The sequence below is a fragment of the Pseudomonas sp. NFACC39-1 genome, assembly GCF_900110355.1.
GTDB lineage: Bacteria > Pseudomonadota > Gammaproteobacteria > Pseudomonadales > Pseudomonadaceae > Aquipseudomonas > Aquipseudomonas tehranensis.
In genome coordinates, this window is record NZ_FODL01000001.1 from 307,773 (window position 1) to 325,034 (window position 17,262).

The window sequence follows — 17,262 nt, forward strand, 5'->3', positions numbered from 1 at the left end:
CGCGAGCAGGCTCGCTCCCACAGAAGATCATCTACACCTCCGAATCCCAGATCACCGTCACGTTGCCCATGTAGTTCTTTGCCTCCCCGGCCAGCATTTCTTCCACCTGGTTGCGAGCGACTTCAAAATGCACCGTCCCCGGCCGACGGTCGATGTAATGCCCCGGCTGGAACAGCTCGGTGCCGCTGCCATCGAGATAGAGCCGACGACGATTGACCGGTTGACCGGCAGCGTCGGTCAAGCCGTTGGGCAGGGTCACGCTGATATTCACCGGCACCAGTTGGCCGGAGCTGGGTGCCCAGAGCAGGCAGGTGTTATCACTCGAACCGGCGAATTGGCATTGCAGGCCCATCTTGAAACGCGACGAGGCTGATATATGAAAGGTCTGGTCACGAAACAACCGCGTCGGTTTTTGCCCCTGGTTCAGCCAGGCTTGCCAGCCGCCCTGGGGTTCGAGCACGACTTTATTACCGCCAGGAGGCACTTCGACTTTGAGCGTGTGTTGAACCTCAAGATTGAAATTGAGCGAGATCACTGAGTCGTTCGGGAGCATGACATCGCCCATGTCGAAGTCCTGCCCTGGCCCAACGCTATAGCTCAACGTACCGGTGTAATGACCGGCCGACATTTTCAAGGGGTTGGGGGTGCGCAGTTCGTACGCGAAATCCAGATAGGTGTACCTCATGTCGGGCACCCGGTACTTGGCCTGTTTAGAACAAGCGGCTTGTTGCGGAGCCTTCCAGAAAAAAGCGTACTGGTACGTGCTGTAGAGCCCCACACCACTGTAACGGCACGGTGCAGGTGCATACACCCAAGCGCTACCCCATAGTTTTTCATGAGCCCCATAGACACTGCCTCCCCCCACCAGCTCGACGGGGCTGACGCTGAGTCGATATTGTGAACCGATACCGGATACTCGAATTTCAACCACTTCACTTTCGCCCGTGCCCGAATTGATCACGGTTACCGGGCGCCAATCGGAAGGCACTTTGAATGTGGCGCCTTGCCGATAGTCACTGTGATTGGCCTCAATCGCCTTGGATGAATCAAAGGTAATGGGCATCCGGATACTGAACATACCCGCAATTTCGCACTCCCTTGGGAGCTGGGCGCAATATCCACTCACCGGCGTGGTGTTGGTGAACTTGTTCTCCATGGGTTTCGCCGGGTCGGGCCGGAAAATCGCACTGATTTCCTGGGTCAAGGCACTGGCCGTCGGCATGCCCGCGAACAGCAAGGCCAGCACCGCCGTCGTACGGCACACCCCAACACCACGCTCAAAAAGACTTGAACCACTCATTTTCCCACTCCAATAACGACAACCGCCCTACGGCGCGATGGCATCGAAGACCATATGCACCGTGCCGTAGTAATCCCCAGGCGCATACTCCTCATCGGTCTTGATAGCGATGATTTCCAACCCCACGCGCCGACCGGGCCTGGCCTCGGCGGCCGAGACCACCTGGGCCGAATCCAAGGCCAGTTGGACATTGTTGAACTTCACCTGCAGGTCGATACGCTCACGGCCATTGGACAGGTAAGCCTCTTGCCCCAGACGGGCGCCAATGGCCCCGTTGATGTTCTTCACTTCGTAATTGGCCCGCAGCGGCAGGAGCCCGGAGGTCAGGGTGCTGAACAGCATCGGCTGTTCGCGCTCGACCAGTTGCGGGTCGACCGGCAACACGTGGAACTCGGTGGTCGGAATGCTGACAACGAGTTCGAACGTTTCCCGCTCCACGGCCGCCCATGCCGCGAACCCCGGCAGTGTCAACGCGGTGAACACGAAGGTGTGTAGCAGTGTCTTGAACATATTGATTACCTGTGGCGTCAGCATGCCGTCAGCCTTTGATCTCGACGGCTTTCTCTTCGCGGCCTTCGATCAGGCTGAAGCGGTATTCACGCCCCGGCTCCTTGTCGAACGAAAAGGTGCGACCGGCCATGACGTGGTGCTTGGTGGTCGGCCGGCAATCGTTGTCTTTTTGCGCGGCGCAATCCTTGAACTCATCGATCACCACCACACTGTTGCCGTTGTTGCGCAGCAGGTAGCGACCGGCGCTGTCATCAATGACCGTCTCGAAACGGGTGTCCTTGGGCCGCACAAAAAACACCGTGCCGAAGCCGGCCAGCACTTTCACCCCGGCGGCGATGCGTTCGTTTTTATAATCCTCGCGCTCCTCGGCGCTGATCGCGAACTCGTCCTCGGCCTCTGGCACCACCGGTACGAAGCGAACCCGGAAGTAACGCTCCTTGCTGCGGTCCCCCATGAACAGCAGACGCGTGCCCTGCATGCCGTTGGCCGGTACGATCAGGCGCGCAGGGCTGGCCATCAGGCCATTCCTGGCGAGCACACCGTCCTGATCCTGCAGCGGCACTTCCAGATAGCTGCCGTCGTCGTTGTAAAGAATCTCCAGGATGTCGACCTTGACGAAGGCGGTGGACGTTCCGCCGTTGAAGATGCGTTTCATGTAGGTGCTCTTGTCGCCTTCGAGATAGTCGTAAACCACCCCGACATTAATTTGCGGCCCGGCCTGGGCCATCAGCGAAAACAGCGACAAACCACACAGAACCAATAAGCGCTTCATTACCAAAACCTCATGAATGGAAGTCGGTCGATGGCGACCGTTTCACGTAGCACTGCTTGAAATATTGAAGGGCGCACCACGCTGGCCGGCGCGCCAGGATCAGGTTCAACCCGCCGTCTCGATCGGGTTGTTGCGGTCGGCCAGGGTGTCTGGCGTGCAGCGCAAGTCACCGATCATCAACACATCGCCCTCGCTGTTGGCGTTATCCGGGTCGAGGCGAAACTGGCAGAGCAAGTCATTGCCGTAGCGCACTTCAAGCGTCGGGGAACTGGCGTTCATCTCCATGGAGAAGAAACCGTCCACCTCGCTGACCCCGCGGCTGGCATGGTTGATCACGTGATGGCCCTTGAGCGGCTGACCCTGCGCGTCCAGCAGGCGACCGAGCACAGTGACGCTTCTCATCACGCTGACTTTGCGGTAGTCCACGCCCCCTTTGTTCAAGTGATAGCGGCTGCGTGAAGGCTCGATGTTGGCCGCCGGTGGATGCACGCCGTCGAAGTCGAAGGTCAGCAGGCTGTTCTGATAGGCGGTGATGGGCACGAAGTTACGGCCCGCACGCAACGTGGTACTGCCACCCGTCAGGTCGTCGGCGAGCAGGACGATATCGTCCAGGTCGGTTTCCACATCGACGATCATGCCCGCACCGCCACTCTGGGGCAGGCCGGTAAAGGCGATTTTCTGGCCACCCACGGCCACCGTGCTGCTGAGGTTCAAGCCACCGGTGAGGTTGTCGTTGTAGGAAGAGCGCTGGATAAAACCGTCGCCGTAAACCGTATCGGTGTCGAAACTGGCGAGGCCGGACAGGCCCACGCCATAGGTATCGGCCAGCACCGTGGCGGACACGCTTTGCAGCACGTGATCCTGCAGATCCCGGCGATAGGTCAGCGACCCATTGTTGTCCCGCGTTCCATCACGGGAGGTGCGGGTGCCAATGCTGCCCGACCAATACTCACCCGGCCCGCCCAAGGCCACGCTGACGCTCAGGTCCACGCCGCGATTGCGTCGATCGGCGGTACTGGAGGTGCCCGGACGGTCGAACACCGACCACCGCCAGTTGGCATCGCTGCCGCCAAGCTTGCTGCGCTGGGTCCATCCCAGATCCACACCGGTGCCCTGGATATTACCTTCGCTATAGAACAGCCGCCCGTTGATCGACGACTTGTTGCTCAGTCGATGGGTGACCGACAGCGACGAGTTGCTGGTCTGCCCGACAAACACGTCGCGCTGGCGGATACGGGTGCCGTCAGGGAGGATCTCATAGGTGTTGCGAGTGTCCAGCCAACTGCGATTGTGACTGGCCACCACACTGCCCAGACCGTAGCTGTACAGCGCCTGCAGGTCCATGCCGGTGCCGTATTGCTCGGTCTGGTAAACGTTGGCAAACAGGCTGGTGTTGTTGGGCAGCGTCCAGTCCACCGAGCTGCCGTACTGCAGTTTGTCCTGCACCTGACGCGTGGAAAGCCCCCACACTACTCGCGGGTGCAACAAGTAATTGATACCGACCCCGGCAGTCGTAAAGCCCGACGGCTGATCGTCCCAGTTGCTCAGCAGTTTGGTTTCGCGACCGGCAAACAGGTTATAGCGCCAGCGATCATCCGCACTGCGCCAGTTGTTGGGCTTGTAGACCAGCTCCTGAGAGGTGGCGGTGGTCTGCCCGTCTTCGATCAGCCGCACTTCCACTTCATAGATGCCGCCGGGCAATGGCCGGGTATCCAGGCTCTGCAAGCCGGCGCTGACGGCCTGGGTATTGATCAACAGGCCGTTGCGGTAGATCTCCACCGCCGCCTGACGACTGGCGGTGACATAAATGGGGTACACGCTGGGCTTGGGATTATTGATCACCAGGCTATCGGAACTACCGTACATGACCCCCAGCGCCGTATCCGGGTTGGCCCCAAACGAACGGATCTGACGGTTCAGGCCATCGGAGCCCGGCATGAAATAACCCAGGCGCAAAAAACTGTCTTGCATCTCGCGCTGGGTGTGCAGCTCATGAACGGCGTGGTAGAGCTTATCGTCCGGTCCGCCCAGGCGCGACAGTTGCAGGTCGAACGACTGGGTCCAGTTGCCGATGCTGGAACTGGCATTGAGGCCATAACGCCCACCCGTGTCCTGTTCCTGACCACCGTTGAGATTGAGTTGATTATTGAGGATCAAGCCCAGGCTGCCCTCCTGTGGCTGATCGTAATAGCGCTTTTCCACGGTACCGCGCTCGACCTTTTCGGTGAGGATCGAGACCAGTGAATGTTCAAGACTGTAATGCACCGCCAGCAGTCCCGACGTGCATTTGGCCTCGCAGGCACCCAGGGCAAGCCCCTGTTTCAGCAATTGCTCCCATTGCTCCCGCTCAACGGCCGGGATCGGGCTGTCCTGGGTGTCGGTGAATTCGAGCAAGGTCATACGATCATCACGGGTCAACACCACCATGGCTTCGCCGAGGTACTGTTGATCCAGTTCCAAGCGAACCGCCAGAGGCACATCGAAAAAGTGCGCTTCAAATTCTTCCGGCAGCCCTTTGGCCTGGGACAACAGACTTCTCGGCGTCGTACCGGGGGCAGTCGGCGCAGCCCATGCACTGGCGCACAACAATAGCGCCAGCGCACCCACGATGGGTGTCATCGCAAACATCAACGGATTCTCATATCAGCAAGCTAACGGGACGTTCCAGGTACAGGCCGGCCGGGCGGCCGACCTGCGTTCATGCCCGCAGGAGGAGAAAAGCCTGATCGGGCAGTGAAGGGTTTACGGGCGAGGCACCGCGTCGAAGATGACGGTGAAGTCGGCGGTGTATTGACCGACCTGGCTCTCCAGAGGCACGGTCGAGGCCATGATGAGCATGTCGGCCTGGGTTCCTGGAGTGGATGCCGCGTCAGACACCACTTCCTGGGGGAACTCGGTCAGCGTGACGTTGTTGAACCGGGTCAGCAACGGAATGGCGTCCGTACCGTTGGTCAGCGAAGCCTGCCCACCCAACAGATAGGCGTGGACCGAACCGTCGGTGTTCTTCACGTCGAAGGTCTGACGCAAAGTGCTCAAGGTGTTGGTCACCGGGTTGTAGTTCATGACTTCATCCTTACCGAAGTCAGGGTTGCGTGGCAGTACGTGGAACTGCTTGGTGGGGATCGTCGCGGTGATATGAATAGAGGAGCGGGCATCGTCCAGAGCGAAGGCCAGCGAGGAACTCAGGGCTGCGGCGACCAGAGCAGTACCGGATACGATTTGTTTGAGCATGTTTGACACCTGTTCATAGCATAAAGAGAAGGATTGAAGTTTCAGCCCCACTACAGCCTGGCCGGACCTCAACGCCGGAGCATGATCAACTCTCTTTAATTAAAAATAAGCAGGCCTATTCTCAAAGACACGTAGTAAAACCGACATACGCAATAACGAAAAATACGCAGTTTTATATAAAAACGAAGTTTGGATGTAAGAAACAACCCACACGTGCAACCCGCACCCTGGACTGAACACTGCAAATTCAGACAGTTGCCTATTTTGCCGCCCGTACAGGCAAGGGATTCAGGTAAGGTCTTATCTTTTATAAAACAATTCGAACCCCACTTAGATATATCTTAGTTCCAAGATATATCGAGCGTCAAAGATATATCTACGGATTAAAGATATATCTCAGTTCTATCTTATGCAGAACGGAGAGCAGGCATATGACAGTCCCCCGAAAACACGATGAGCACGACGGTTTCAAACAACGCCCCGCGGGCCGTGAGCGTGGCAGTCGTGGACCACGCGTCTTCGCCTCCGGTGACCTGAAGCTGCTGTTATTGGCGCTGATTGGCGAACAGCCTTGCCACGGCTACGATTTGATCCGCCGTATCGAAAACATGTTCGACGGCGCCTATAGCCCCAGCCCCGGCGTGATCTATCCGACGCTGACCTTCCTGGAAATGGGCGCATTGATCGCCGGCAGCGCCGAAGGTGGAAAAAAACGCTACAGCGTGACCGACGCCGGACGTCTATTCCTTGAAGACCAGGCCCCGGCGCTGAATGAGGTGCGCGTGCGCATTGAAGCGAGCAAGCGCTCCCTGCGCGGCCAAGACCGCCCCCCGGAAATTCACCAAGCGGTGTATAACCTGCGCAATGCGCTGCACAAACACCATGGCCGGTGGAGCCCGGAAGAAACCCTGCGGATTCGCGACCTGCTCAACAACACCGCCAAAGCCATTATCGACGGTCCCGACCGTCCACCTGTTTCGGAGTCCAGCCAATGACTGAAGTCGATCAAAACACCATTCACCGTGTCAGCCACGAGATCAAGCGCCGCCGTCTGCAAGTGTTGCGCGTGCAGGACCTGACCCCACGCATGCGCCGCATCACCTTGGGCGGGCCGGAACTGGCCGGGTTCACCAGCCTGGGCAGCGACGATCACGTAAAGCTGCTGTTCCCGCAGAACGCCGAGGAACATGCCGCCCTGGAAAACTTCACCCCCGGCGCTGGCAAGGACCAGGGCCCGATGCCGCAAATGCGCGACTACACCCCGCGCCGTTATGACCTGCAGGCGCTGGAGTTGGACATCGACTTTGTGCTTCATGGCGATGGCCCTGCCGCGACCTGGGCGACCCAGGCGACGCCCGGGCAATACCTCAACATCGCCGGGCCGAGGGGTTCGATGATTGTCCCGGACATTTTCGACCACTACCTGCTGATCGGTGACGAAACCGCCCTGCCCGCCATCGCCCGTCGCCTGGAAAACCTGGCGGCCAACCGCCAGGCGCTGGTGGTGGTGGAAGTGGAAAACGGCGCCGAGCAGCAAATCCTTCACAGCCCCGCGCAAGTACACGTGATCTGGGTGCTGCGCGAAGGCCGCCAGAACAACCTGCTGACCACCGTGCAGCAGCTGGAAATGCCCGGCGGCAAGCTGTACGCCTGGGTCGCCACCGAGAGCAAGGTATCGCGGCAGATCCGCAAGGTGTTGCTGGAGGAGAAAGGGCTGGATCAGGATTTCGTCAAGGCGGTGGGGTATTGGAAGGCAGAAGGCAGCGAGGAGGATTGAGGGGGGCGGCTGGCCCCAGCGCCACTGGCTGAAGTACCCTGCCCTCACTGACTGGACCCAAACCCTGTGGCGAGGGGATTTATCCCCGCTGGGCTGCGCAGCAGCCCCAGAAGTAGCGGGCTTAATCTACCTGACGCACCGAGTTGTCAGGTTCAGGGCTGCTGCGCAGCCCTGCGGGGATAAATCCCCTCGCCACAGGGTTAACGTTGCTCTTGAATGTTTGATTCACACCCACCCAGGTACCCCAATCCATGCTTTTCCTGATCGCCTACATCAGCAGCGTCGTGCTGATCAACTTCGCGTTTTCCGCCGCGCCGCACCTGGACATCATCTGGTCGGCCTGGGGCGGGCTGGTGTTCATTCTGCGGGACATGGTGCAAACCCGATTCGGCCACGGCGCCATCGTGGCGATGCTGGTGGCGCTGGTGTTGTCCTACGTCACCTCCGACCCGACCATTGCCCTGGCCAGCGCCACGGCGTTCGCGGTATCCGAATGCATTGACTGGCTGGTGTTCTCCATCACCAAACGTCCGCTGCATGACCGGTTGTGGATCAGTTCGGCCCTGAGCATTCCCCTGGACACCTTCATTTTCTTCGGCATGATCGATGCCCTGACACCGGCCGTGGTGATTACCGCGCTGGTCTCGAAATTCGCCGGGGTCACGGCGGTGTGGCTGATCATGGCCTGGCGTTTGCGCAAACAGGCCGTCGTCGGCTGAAGCCAAAACCTGCGGTTCATGTAAAATGCCGCGCTTTCTCCCCATGGGAAGCTCGCCCGGCGCGCGACCCTCGATGCTCCGCTCCTGTTTGAGGACCTTCAGATGACCCGTATCGGAACTCCATTGTCGCCCACCGCGACCCGTGTTTTGTTGTGTGGCAGCGGTGAGCTGGGCAAGGAAGTGGTAATCGAACTGCAGCGCCTGGGCGTTGAAGTGATTGCCGTGGATCGCTACGCCAACGCGCCGGCCATGCAAGTGGCCCATCGCAGCCATGTGATCAACATGCTCGATGGCGCGGCCCTGCGCGCGGTGATCGAGGCCGAGAAGCCGCACTTCATCGTGCCGGAAATCGAAGCCATCGCCACCGCCACGCTGGTGGAACTGGAAGCTGAAGGCTTCACCGTGATCCCTACCGCCCGCGCCGCGCAACTGACCATGAACCGCGAAGGGATCCGGCGCCTGGCCGCCGAAGAGTTGGGTCTGCCGACCTCGCCGTACTTCTTCGCCGACACCGTGGAAGACTACCGCAAGGCCGTCGAGACCCTGGGTTTCCCGTGCGTGGTCAAGCCGGTGATGAGTTCCTCGGGCAAGGGCCAGAGCCTGCTGCGCAGTGCCGATGACGTACAGAAAGCCTGGGACTATGCCCAGGAAGGCGGCCGTGCCGGCAAGGGTCGGGTGATCATCGAAGGCTTCATCGATTTCGACTACGAAATCACCCTGCTTACCGTGCGCCATGTTGGCGGCACCACCTTCTGCGCACCGGTCGGCCACCGCCAGGAAAAGGGCGACTACCAGGAATCCTGGCAACCCCAGGCCATGAGCCCGGTGGCCCTGGCTGAATCCGAGCGCGTGGCTAAAGCCGTGACCGAGGCCTTGGGTGGTCGCGGCCTGTTTGGCGTCGAGCTGTTCATCAAGGGTGATCAGGTGTGGTTCAGCGAAGTCTCGCCGCGCCCCCACGACACCGGCCTGGTGACGCTGATTTCCCAGGACCTGTCGCAGTTCGCCCTGCACGCCCGCGCCATCCTCGGCCTGCCGATCCCGCTGATCCGCCAGTTCGGCCCATCGGCCTCGGCGGTGATCCTGGTGGAAGGTCAGTCGACCCAGACCGCTTTCGCCAACCTCGGCGCCGCCCTGGCCGAACCGGACACCGCCCTGCGCCTGTTCGGCAAGCCGGAAGTCAACGGCCAACGCCGCCTGGGTGTGGCCCTGGCGCGAGACGAGTCCATCGAAACCGCCCGCGCCAAGGCGACCCGGGCTTCCCAGGCGGTGAAGATCGAGTTGTAAAGCCTGGGGCGAAACACAGTCTCCTGTGGTGAGGGAATTTATCTGTGGCGAGGGGATTTATCCCCGCTGGGCTGCGCAGCAGCCCTAAAACCTGACAACTCGGTGGATCAGAAAGATTGAGGTGACTGCTTTGGGGGCTGCTTCGCAGCCCAGCGGGGATAAATCCCCTCGCCACAAAAGCCGGGGGCAGCCTCAACCTGAGTAAATCGGCACAAAAAAAGGCGACACCCGCAAAGGTGTCGCCTTTTTCATGAGCGCCGGTTTTGCTTAATCCGGCAGCTTGTAAGCGATCACATAGTCACCCTGCTGGGTGCCCAGGGAACCATGGCCACCCGCAACGACCAGCACGTATTGCTTGCCGTCCTTGCCGGTGTAGGTCATTGGTGTGGTCTGGGCGCCTGCGGGCAGGCGGCCTTCCCACAGTTGCTTGCCGTTTTTCACGTCATAGGCACGCAGGTACTGGTCGAGGGTGCCGCTCAGGAACGCCAGGCCGCTGGCGGTGGTGAAGGCGCCGCCCAGGCTCGGTACGCCCATGCTCAGCGGGATCGGTACCGGCGAGCTGTCACGCACGGTGCCGTTCTTGTGCATCCACAGGGTTTTGTTGTTGGTCAGGTCGACGGCCGCCACATAACCCCAGGCCGGAGCCTGGCAAGGCAGGCCCATTGGCGAGAGCAGCGCTTCGAGGATCACCCCATACGGCGCGCCTTTGTTCGGCTGCACACCCTCGGTTTCGCTCTTGCGCCCCGGACCGCCGGCCACTTCCGCCGCCGGGACGAGTTTGGACTTGAACGCCATGTAGCTGGGGTTGACGAAGGCGATCTGGCGCACCGGGTCAACCGAAATACCGCCCCAGTCAAACACGCCGAAGTTGCCCGGGTAGACGATCGAGCCTTGCAGCGACGGCGGCGTGAACATGCCTTCGTAGCGCAGCGACTTGAAGTCGATCCGGCAGAGCATCTGATCGAACGGGGTCACGCCCCACATGTCACGTTCTTCAAGGACCGGCGGCACGAAGTTCAGGTCGGACATCGGCTGGGTCGGTGAGGTGTAGTCGCCCTCTACCGCGCCTTGCGGCACCGGGATCTCCTTGATCGGCACGATCGGCTGACCATTGCTGCGGTCCAGCACGTAAATGCTGCCCTGCTTGGTCGATGCCAGAACAGCCGGCTTCACGCCGTCGGCGGTTTTCAGATCCATCAGGGTCGGTTGCCCGCCCACATCCATGTCCCACAGGTCATGGTGGGTGAACTGGAAGTACCAGCGCACCTTGCCGGTGGCGATGTCCAGCGCGGTCAGGCCGGCGGCGTATTTCTCCGATTCAGGAGTGCGGAAACCACCGAACTGGTCAGGCGTCTGGTTACCCATCGGCAGGTAGAGCATGCCGAGTTTTTCATCGACGCTGAACATGGACCACATGTTCGGCGAGTTACGGGTGTAGACCTGGCCTTCGGCAATCGGCGTGGTGTCGTCCGGGTTACCGCTGTCCCAGTTCCACACCAGCTCGCCGGTGTGCACGTCATAGGCGCGGATGACCCCGCTTGGCTCGTCGGTGGAGACGTTATCGGTGACGTGGCCACCGATCACCACCAGGTTCTGGGTCACGGCCGGTGGCGAGGTGGAGTAGTAACCGCCGGCGGTGAAGCCACCGATGTTGGCGGTCAGGTCGACCTGGCCCTTGTCACCGAAGTCTTCGCACATCTTGCCGGTGTCGGCGTTCAGCGCGATCAGGCGCGTGTCGGCGGTCGGCAGGAAGATCCGCCGCGGGCATACGGTGCTCGCCGGCGTGGTGCTGGCCGCGCCGGTCGGGCTCTGCTCGGCCGAGGCGTACACCGCGTCATCGTGATAGGTCACGCCGCGGCAGGTCATGTGGGCCCAGCCCTTGAAGTTTTCCGCTTTCTGCGTGGAAAGCTTCGGATCGAAGCGCCAGATTTCCTTGCCGGTTTCAGGCTCCAGAGCAATCACCTGGCTGTGAGGCGTGCACACGTAGAGCATGCCGTTGACCTTCAGCGGGGTATTTTCCGCCGTGGTCTCACCCGGGTCGTTCGGCCCTGGCAGGTCGCCGGTGCGATAGGTCCAGGCCGGTTCCAGCTTGCTGACGTTCTCGGGGGTGATCTGCGCCAGGGGCGAATAACGGTCACCATGGGCACTGCGGCCGTAGGAGTTCCAGTCGCCGTCCGGCATCGCCGGTGCGGTGTTGGTCATGCCTGGCACGCTGTCGCGGTCCAGTTGGCCCTTGATTTCACCCGGATTGGTGAACTGGCTGGCGAGCGCGGTGATACCGGCAATGACTACGGCGGCACCCAAGGCACGGGTGCCCATGGGCGAAGCGTCGGCGGTCAACAGCGGGCGACGGAACCACGGCAGCAACATGACGATGCCCAAGGCAAACAACATGGCCAGGCGCGGCACCAGTTGCCACCAGTCCAGGCCCACTTCCCACAGGGCCCACACCGTACTGGCGAACAGCACCAGCGCGTACAGGCCCAGGGCCGCGCGCCGGGCCATGATCAGCAGCACGCCCGTCAGCGCCAGGCCGATACCGGCCAACAGGTAATACAGCGAGCCGCCAAGCGTGCTCAGCTTGATTCCCCCCGCCAACAGGGCCAAGCCCATCAATAGAAGCAGAATGCCGAGCAGGCTCGGTAGCAGACGGCTTCGACTCATAGCACCCTCAGTGCTCATAGTGTGATTCTCCGTGAGGTTTTAAGGAGTCCCGCGCAAGTAGTCACTGTAGATGACGATCTTGAGGGGGCATGGTTCAGTTGAAAAAGGCAATTGGGTGCAGCGGTTGCTGTGGGAGCGGGCTTGCTCGCGAAAGCGGTGTATCAGCCGACGTATGCGCCGGATGTGAAATCGTCTTCGCGAGCAAGCCCGCTCCCACAGGGGTTTGGCGTCGTTATTAGAACGACGACTGAATCTTGATCCCGCCAATCAGCGCGTCATCGACCTTGTCCAGGCCGCCTGGATGGCGGATGTACTGCAGGTTCGGGCGCACGGTCAGCCAATTCGTCACATGCACGCCGTAATACAACTCGGCGCTGTACTCGGTGTCCTGGGGTGGCAAAAAGGCCGGATTGTCGTAATCCTGAACGGCGCGGGCCTGGTTGCTGGCTTCGGCGTTCTTGCGGTAAGCCGGATTGACGTGAACCCGAGCCAGGGCAAAACCGATGTCATCCCTGGCGCGGGCGTCGAACAGCCCTTTGTAGACGAGACCGGCCTGGACGTAGTTGTCGATGGCGTTGGTTTTCTTGTCGTGCAGCGTGGCGTTGGCAAACACACTCAGGCCGCGGGAATGGTCACTGGCAACGCTGGTCAATTGCTGTTGCGCCCCCAGCCACACGCCATGCTTGCTCGACGCGCTGCGATACGCCTCACCGCTCAGGGCGGCCGGCTGGCCGTTGCGATCCTTGTAAGCGTCGGTAGCATTGGCGCTGCTGTAGTAATAACCGGCGCGGTATTCGCCCGGCAGGCCGTTGAGGCTGGGCGACCACACCAGTTCCACCGGTATTACGGCGCCCTGGGTGCCACTGCCGCTGAGCTTGAAGCCATTGCCGGTTTCCAGGTTCGACGGGTTCTGTTCATAAGCCCCGATCTGCGCGTACAGCTCAGGCGTGAGGTGATACTTGACCCGCAGCGCCCATTGGCTGACCGGCCAGTTGTACCAGATGCCGCCCACCCAATTGCCCACTTGCGAGCCGCAGAACGCCAGGTTCTGGAAGTCGCAGGGAAAGCTGTTGAAATCCTCGCCCTCCCCGAAACGGCCGGCCTTGATATCGAGCCGCTCATCGAAAAATGCCTGCTGATACCACATCTGCGTCAACCGCCAGGTCTGGCCACGGCCCCAGACTTCCTGGGCGGAAGTGAAACCGCCAACACGTGGATCGTTGATCCGGTCGTTGCTGATGTTATTGCCGCTGCGCTCGGTCACCGTCAGTTGAAACTCGGCGGCGTGCCAACCGAGGATTTTCTGCAGGTCCAGGTGCGTGCCGAAGGCGAACTGGTCGCTGTAGCGAGCGGTGCGGTCATGGTCGTAGCCGCCGTGCAGGTTGCTGCCCATTTCGCCGGTGTAATCGAACTTGAAGTCGTAGCCTTTTTTCGCGAGTTCGCTTCGCGTGCCGTTCCAGTCACCCAGCATCCAGAGTGAGTCGCTATCGAACGCAGGAGCGGCCTGAGCGCCGATAGCAATGCCCAAGGCGCCGAGACCGGCCATCAGGTGAAGGGTATTTCGGGCGGCAATACGGTGCCGGACAGCGCTGTCTTGCAGAGTCTGAACATCGAACATAGAGAAGGAATTCTTGATCTTTTTAGGGGATTCACTGAACGCCGGGGGCTTTGGCACGGCAGAAGAAGCGTTTCAGCAGGCGGCGCAAGGATAATGTCCTGTTACAAATAGAGAAAGACCTTTTACTGACATGAATCATTTCGGATTCGGTAACAGTAGGGCAGCGAAACCAACAGGCAGCGTTTGAGTGATACTTCCACCACGCGGGCACCTCGGCTAAGGTGCGCGGCTTTACACCTCTTTGCGCGAAGGCCTCCCATGACCGAATCCAACAACAACCCGCTGCACGGCGTGACGCTGGAGCAGATCCTCAACGCCCTGGTGCAGCACTACGAATGGTCGGGTCTGGCCGAGCGCATCGACATTCGTTGCTTCAAGAGCGACCCGAGCATCAAGTCGAGCCTGACCTTTTTGCGCAAGACGCCGTGGGCGCGGGAGAAAGTCGAGCGGCTGTACATCAAGCTGATGCGCACCAAACGACCGGTCTGAGCCGTGGACATTGAGATCCGTCGGCGCCCCGCGCTGCGACAGTGCTTCGTGTCAGTGGCGGCACTGTTGGGCTGGGCCGGGTTGAGCATCCAGTTGTACCTGATCCTGCTCGGTCGCTGGGAGCTGGGCGCGAGCTTGCTCGGCGGCCTGGTGAACTTTCTCAGTTTCTTCACGGTGCTGACCAACACCCTGGTGGCCGTGGTGCTGACCTGGGAACTGATCCATCGAGAATCGGCGGCCCGGCGCTGGTTCTTGCAGCCGGCGGTCAGCAGCGGCATTACCGTGAGCATCGCCCTGGTCGGCCTGGCCTACAACCTGCTGCTGCGTCATCTGTGGCAACCCGAAGGCTGGCAGTTCGTGGCCGACGAATTGCTGCACGACGTGATGCCGTTGCTGTTCATGACCTACTGGTGGTTCTGCGTGCCCAAGGGCACCTTGCGCATGCAGCACATCGGGCTGTGGATGATTTACCCAGTGGTGTACTTCGCCTGGCTCCTGCTGCGGGGGGAATTACTGGCGGCTTACCCCTACCCTTTCATGGATGTGGCGACCCTGGGTTATCCACAGGTGTTCATCAATGCCGGGGGAATATTGGCAGGGTTTGTCGGGATTGCATTGGGGGTGGTGGGGGTGGATCGGTGGTTGGGGCGACGATCACATTAGGCATTGCTGGTGAAACACTTGTGGCGAGGGGATTTATCCCCGCTGGGCTACGCAGCAGCCCTAAACCCGACAACTCGGTGTATCAGGCAGATTGAGTTTGCTGTTTTTGGGGCTGCTTCGCAGCCCAGCGGGGATAAATCCCCTCGCCACAAAGTGTGTGTGTCACAAATGGGCATCACGGCCGTGCAGGCAACATCCACACCAACCCACTGGCCTTGGCCCGTTCATGACACAACGCCAGAACCCCGCGTCGCTCGTCGTTGTCCATCCGGCTCCAACGGGTGATTTCCGCCACGGTGCGCTGGCAGCCGGTGCAGATGTCGTCATCGTCCAGGGCGCAGATGTTCACGCAGGGCGACGGAACCGGACGTTCGGGCGTGTTCATTGCTCTTGCTCGGCCAGATCACGGGCGTAGCGCTGCGCGTTGTGAACGTAGTGCGCCGCGCTGGCCTCGAGCATCTTCTTCTGGGCTTCGGTCAATTCCCGCACGACCTTGCCGGGTGAGCCCATCACCAGCGAACCGTCGGGGATATCCTTGCCTTCGCCGATCAGCGAGTTGGCGCCGATGATGCAGTTTTTTCCGATCTTCGCGCCGTTGAGGATCACCGCATTGATGCCGATAAGGCTGTAGTCCCCCACCGTGCAACCGTGAAGCATGGCGTTATGGCCGATGGTCACGCCGGTGCCGATGGTCAGCGGGAAGCCCATGTCGGTGTGCATCACCGTGCCGTCCTGCACGTTACTGTTTTTGCCGATCAGGATCAGTTCGTTATCGCCACGCAGCACCGCGTTGAACCAGACATTGGCGCCTTCTTCGAGGCGGACCTTGCCCACCAATGTGGCGTTGGGGGCGACCCAGCTCTGTGGGTGGGCTTCGACACGGGCATCACCCAGGCGATATTTCATGAGGATCCTCGGGGCTTCAGGTATTGATGAACGTCTTGGGGGGTGTGTGCAAGTCGATGCCGGCGTCGTACAACAGGTTGACCAACTCGACGACCATGATCGCCGTCAGGCCCCAGATCTTGTACTCGCCAAAACGATAGCTGGGCACGTACCAACTGTGGCCCTGGTAATCGATGCGGTGCGTGTGTTCGCGCGGGTCCTTGCGAAAGAACTCCAGCGGTACGCTGAATACCGCGGCGATCTCGGCATCGTTGGCCTGGTATTCGACGAAATCCGGGATCACTCCCACGTAGGGCGTGACCTTGATGCCGTGCAGCGAGATCAAGGGGCTGAGGGGGCCGATCACTTCCACCAGGCCGGGAGGCAGGCCGATTTCTTCTTCGGCTTCGCGCAAGGCGGTGAAGATCAGGTCCGGGTCTTCCGGGTCGCGACGCCCGCCGGGGAATGCCACTTCGCCGCCATGGGTCGAAAGCCCGCTGGCGCGCAAGGTCAGGACCAGTTCCGGCTCGTCACTGCGGGTAATGGGCACCAGCACCGCCGCTTCAGGGAAACGTCGGTCAGTCTCCAGATCACGTGGGGTATGGTTGCTTACTCGATGCAGTAGCTCGTCCAGCATGAGACTTCTCGATTTATTCGCTACCTTGCATCATGCACCAATCAGGCAAGCCGCCCAACCCCCGCACTGCGACGTGTCGCGAAACGACAACTTGCCGACAGCCGCCCGCAGACGCCAAGATAGGCGCAGCATTCAGGAACCCAAGCATGAAATTCTGCAGCCAGTGCGGTAACCCGGTAACCCAGCGTATCCCCGAAGGCGACTCGCGCCTGCGCTTTGTCTGCGATACCTGCCACACCATCCACTACCAGAACCCCAATATCGTGGCCGGTTGCGTGCCCACCTGGGGCAGCAAAGTGCTGCTGTGCCGGCGGGCCATCGAGCCGCGGCGCGGTTACTGGACATTGCCGGCCGGCTTCATGGAGAACGGCGAAACCGTCGAGCAGGCGGCCGTGCGCGAAACCGCCGAAGAAGCCTGCGCCCGCGTGCGCAACCTGAGCATTTATACGCTGATCGATGTTCCGCATATCAGCCAGGTGCATGTATTCTTCCGCGCCGAACTGGTGGACGAGGATTTCGCCGCCGGGCCCGAAAGCCTGGAAGTGAGACTGTTCGACGAAGCGGACATTCCCTGGGACGAGCTGGCTTTTCGCACCGTGGGCCGTACCCTAGAATACTTCTATGCTGACCGGCGAACCGAGGACTACCCTGTGCGATCCGAATCGATCCCGCCGCTGGCCCAGCCTGCCAATACCTAACAACCCATATAGCCG

General features: G+C 60.6%; 17 protein-coding genes. 7 read left to right on the forward strand and 10 right to left on the reverse strand.

From position 1 onward, the window contains the following. Positions 1-31: 31 nt before the first annotated feature. The 5 genes from BMY45_RS01350 to BMY45_RS01370 form a co-directional block, all read right to left on the reverse strand. Positions 32-1,300, reverse strand: coding sequence for a hypothetical protein (locus BMY45_RS01350; protein WP_371264132.1), 1,269 nt, complete (start codon positions 1,298-1,300; stop codon positions 32-34). Between the two features lie 27 nt (positions 1,301-1,327). After that, complete coding sequence (locus BMY45_RS01355; RefSeq protein ID WP_092394882.1) at positions 1,328-1,810, reverse strand: CS1 type fimbrial major subunit; 483 nt, start codon at positions 1,808-1,810, stop codon at positions 1,328-1,330. A 28-nt stretch (positions 1,811-1,838) separates the two neighbouring features. Then, positions 1,839-2,582, reverse strand: coding sequence for a molecular chaperone (locus BMY45_RS01360; RefSeq protein WP_177193289.1), 744 nt, complete (start codon positions 2,580-2,582; stop codon positions 1,839-1,841). 105 nt (positions 2,583-2,687) lie between these two features. Then, entirely contained in the window at positions 2,688-5,210 is a 2,523-nt protein-coding gene (locus tag BMY45_RS01365; protein WP_092393554.1) for a TcfC E-set like domain-containing protein, read from the reverse strand. Positions 5,211-5,324: 114 nt separating this feature from the next. Then, entirely contained in the window at positions 5,325-5,813 is a 489-nt protein-coding gene (locus BMY45_RS01370) for a CS1 type fimbrial major subunit (protein WP_092393557.1), read from the reverse strand. 431 nt (positions 5,814-6,244) lie between these two features. Between BMY45_RS01370 and BMY45_RS01375 the strand changes: the two genes are divergently transcribed. From BMY45_RS01375 to purT, 4 genes are all read left to right on the forward strand, one after another. Further along, positions 6,245-6,808: a PadR family transcriptional regulator gene (locus BMY45_RS01375; RefSeq protein WP_092393561.1), complete on the forward strand. Its 564-nt coding sequence runs from the start codon at positions 6,245-6,247 to the stop codon at positions 6,806-6,808. Next, the gene (locus BMY45_RS01380) at positions 6,805-7,590 is read left to right on the forward strand and encodes a siderophore-interacting protein (RefSeq protein ID WP_092393564.1); all 786 of its coding nucleotides are present in this window, start codon (positions 6,805-6,807) and stop codon (positions 7,588-7,590) included. Before BMY45_RS01375 ends, BMY45_RS01380 begins: the two co-directional genes overlap by 4 nt. 251 nt (positions 7,591-7,841) lie before the next feature. Then, positions 7,842-8,309, forward strand: coding sequence for a preQ0 transporter (locus BMY45_RS01385; protein ID WP_092393567.1), 468 nt, complete (start codon positions 7,842-7,844; stop codon positions 8,307-8,309). Between the two features lie 102 nt (positions 8,310-8,411). Then, positions 8,412-9,593 (forward strand): formate-dependent phosphoribosylglycinamide formyltransferase, encoded by a 1,182-nt coding sequence (gene purT / locus BMY45_RS01390; RefSeq protein WP_092393570.1) that lies wholly within the window; start codon positions 8,412-8,414, stop codon positions 9,591-9,593. Positions 9,594-9,860: 267 nt separating this feature from the next. On the opposite strand, the gene BMY45_RS01395 is transcribed toward purT, so the two are convergent. Together BMY45_RS01395 and BMY45_RS01405 are read right to left on the reverse strand one after the other, a co-directional pair. Next, the gene (locus BMY45_RS01395; RefSeq protein ID WP_092393573.1) at positions 9,861-12,275 is read right to left on the reverse strand and encodes a glucose/quinate/shikimate family membrane-bound PQQ-dependent dehydrogenase; all 2,415 of its coding nucleotides are present in this window, start codon (positions 12,273-12,275) and stop codon (positions 9,861-9,863) included. Positions 12,276-12,492: 217 nt separating this feature from the next. Beyond that, positions 12,493-13,875, reverse strand: a complete 1,383-nt coding sequence (locus BMY45_RS01405; protein WP_092393579.1) for a carbohydrate porin — start codon at positions 13,873-13,875, stop codon at positions 12,493-12,495. 258 nt (positions 13,876-14,133) lie between these two features. Here BMY45_RS01405 and BMY45_RS01410 point away from each other — a divergent pair, with 258 nt between their 5' ends. Together BMY45_RS01410 and BMY45_RS01415 are read left to right on the forward strand one after the other, a co-directional pair. After that, the gene (locus BMY45_RS01410; RefSeq protein ID WP_047228895.1) at positions 14,134-14,364 is read left to right on the forward strand and encodes a VF530 family protein; all 231 of its coding nucleotides are present in this window, start codon (positions 14,134-14,136) and stop codon (positions 14,362-14,364) included. A gap of 3 nt (positions 14,365-14,367) precedes the next feature. Beyond that, positions 14,368-15,027 carry a Pr6Pr family membrane protein gene (locus BMY45_RS01415; RefSeq protein ID WP_092393582.1) on the forward strand — a complete coding sequence of 220 codons (660 nt, stop codon included), beginning with the start codon at positions 14,368-14,370 and terminating at the stop codon, positions 15,025-15,027. 175 nt (positions 15,028-15,202) lie between these two features. Here BMY45_RS01415 and BMY45_RS01420 read toward each other — a convergent pair whose 3' ends face one another. Genes BMY45_RS01420 through BMY45_RS01430 form a run of 3 tightly spaced genes read right to left on the reverse strand, consistent with a single transcriptional unit; the run spans position 15,203 to position 16,549 of the window. Beyond that, positions 15,203-15,412 (reverse strand): DUF1289 domain-containing protein, encoded by a 210-nt coding sequence (locus BMY45_RS01420; protein ID WP_092393584.1) that lies wholly within the window; start codon positions 15,410-15,412, stop codon positions 15,203-15,205. After that, complete coding sequence (locus BMY45_RS01425) at positions 15,409-15,933, reverse strand: gamma carbonic anhydrase family protein (protein WP_092393587.1); 525 nt, start codon at positions 15,931-15,933, stop codon at positions 15,409-15,411. Before BMY45_RS01425 ends, BMY45_RS01420 begins: the two co-directional genes overlap by 4 nt. A gap of 16 nt (positions 15,934-15,949) precedes the next feature. Then, positions 15,950-16,549, reverse strand: coding sequence for a CoA pyrophosphatase (locus BMY45_RS01430; RefSeq protein ID WP_092393590.1), 600 nt, complete (start codon positions 16,547-16,549; stop codon positions 15,950-15,952). A gap of 146 nt (positions 16,550-16,695) precedes the next feature. Between BMY45_RS01430 and BMY45_RS01435 the strand changes: the two genes are divergently transcribed. Continuing rightward, positions 16,696-17,247, forward strand: coding sequence for an NUDIX hydrolase (locus BMY45_RS01435; RefSeq protein WP_092393593.1), 552 nt, complete (start codon positions 16,696-16,698; stop codon positions 17,245-17,247). The last annotated feature ends 15 nt before the right edge of the window (positions 17,248-17,262 follow it).

Bases quoted from the DNA above. Each gene is read 5' to 3' on its own strand.
- BMY45_RS01360 (WP_177193289.1), bottom strand. From the start codon at position 2,582: ATGAAGCGCTTATTGGTTCTGTGTGGTTTGTCGCTGTTTTCGCTGATG.
- BMY45_RS01370 (WP_092393557.1), bottom strand. From the start codon at position 5,813: ATGCTCAAACAAATCGTATCCGGTACTGCTCTGGTCGCCGCAGCCCTG.
- BMY45_RS01410 (WP_047228895.1), top strand. From the start codon at position 14,134: ATGACCGAATCCAACAACAACCCGCTGCACGGCGTGACGCTGGAGCAG.
- BMY45_RS01405 (WP_092393579.1), bottom strand. From the start codon at position 13,875: ATGTTCGATGTTCAGACTCTGCAAGACAGCGCTGTCCGGCACCGTATT.
- BMY45_RS01365 (WP_092393554.1), bottom strand. From the start codon at position 5,210: ATGTTTGCGATGACACCCATCGTGGGTGCGCTGGCGCTATTGTTGTGC.
- BMY45_RS01435 (WP_092393593.1), top strand. From the start codon at position 16,696: ATGAAATTCTGCAGCCAGTGCGGTAACCCGGTAACCCAGCGTATCCCC.
- purT (WP_092393570.1), top strand. From the start codon at position 8,412: ATGACCCGTATCGGAACTCCATTGTCGCCCACCGCGACCCGTGTTTTG.
- BMY45_RS01430 (WP_092393590.1), bottom strand. From the start codon at position 16,549: ATGCTGGACGAGCTACTGCATCGAGTAAGCAACCATACCCCACGTGAT.
- BMY45_RS01350 (WP_371264132.1), bottom strand. From the start codon at position 1,300: ATGAGTGGTTCAAGTCTTTTTGAGCGTGGTGTTGGGGTGTGCCGTACG.
- BMY45_RS01355 (WP_092394882.1), bottom strand. From the start codon at position 1,810: ATGTTCAAGACACTGCTACACACCTTCGTGTTCACCGCGTTGACACTG.
- BMY45_RS01425 (WP_092393587.1), bottom strand. From the start codon at position 15,933: ATGAAATATCGCCTGGGTGATGCCCGTGTCGAAGCCCACCCACAGAGC.
- BMY45_RS01395 (WP_092393573.1), bottom strand. From the start codon at position 12,275: ATGAGCACTGAGGGTGCTATGAGTCGAAGCCGTCTGCTACCGAGCCTG.
- BMY45_RS01420 (WP_092393584.1), bottom strand. From the start codon at position 15,412: ATGAACACGCCCGAACGTCCGGTTCCGTCGCCCTGCGTGAACATCTGC.
- BMY45_RS01385 (WP_092393567.1), top strand. From the start codon at position 7,842: ATGCTTTTCCTGATCGCCTACATCAGCAGCGTCGTGCTGATCAACTTC.
- BMY45_RS01380 (WP_092393564.1), top strand. From the start codon at position 6,805: ATGACTGAAGTCGATCAAAACACCATTCACCGTGTCAGCCACGAGATC.
- BMY45_RS01375 (WP_092393561.1), top strand. From the start codon at position 6,245: ATGACAGTCCCCCGAAAACACGATGAGCACGACGGTTTCAAACAACGC.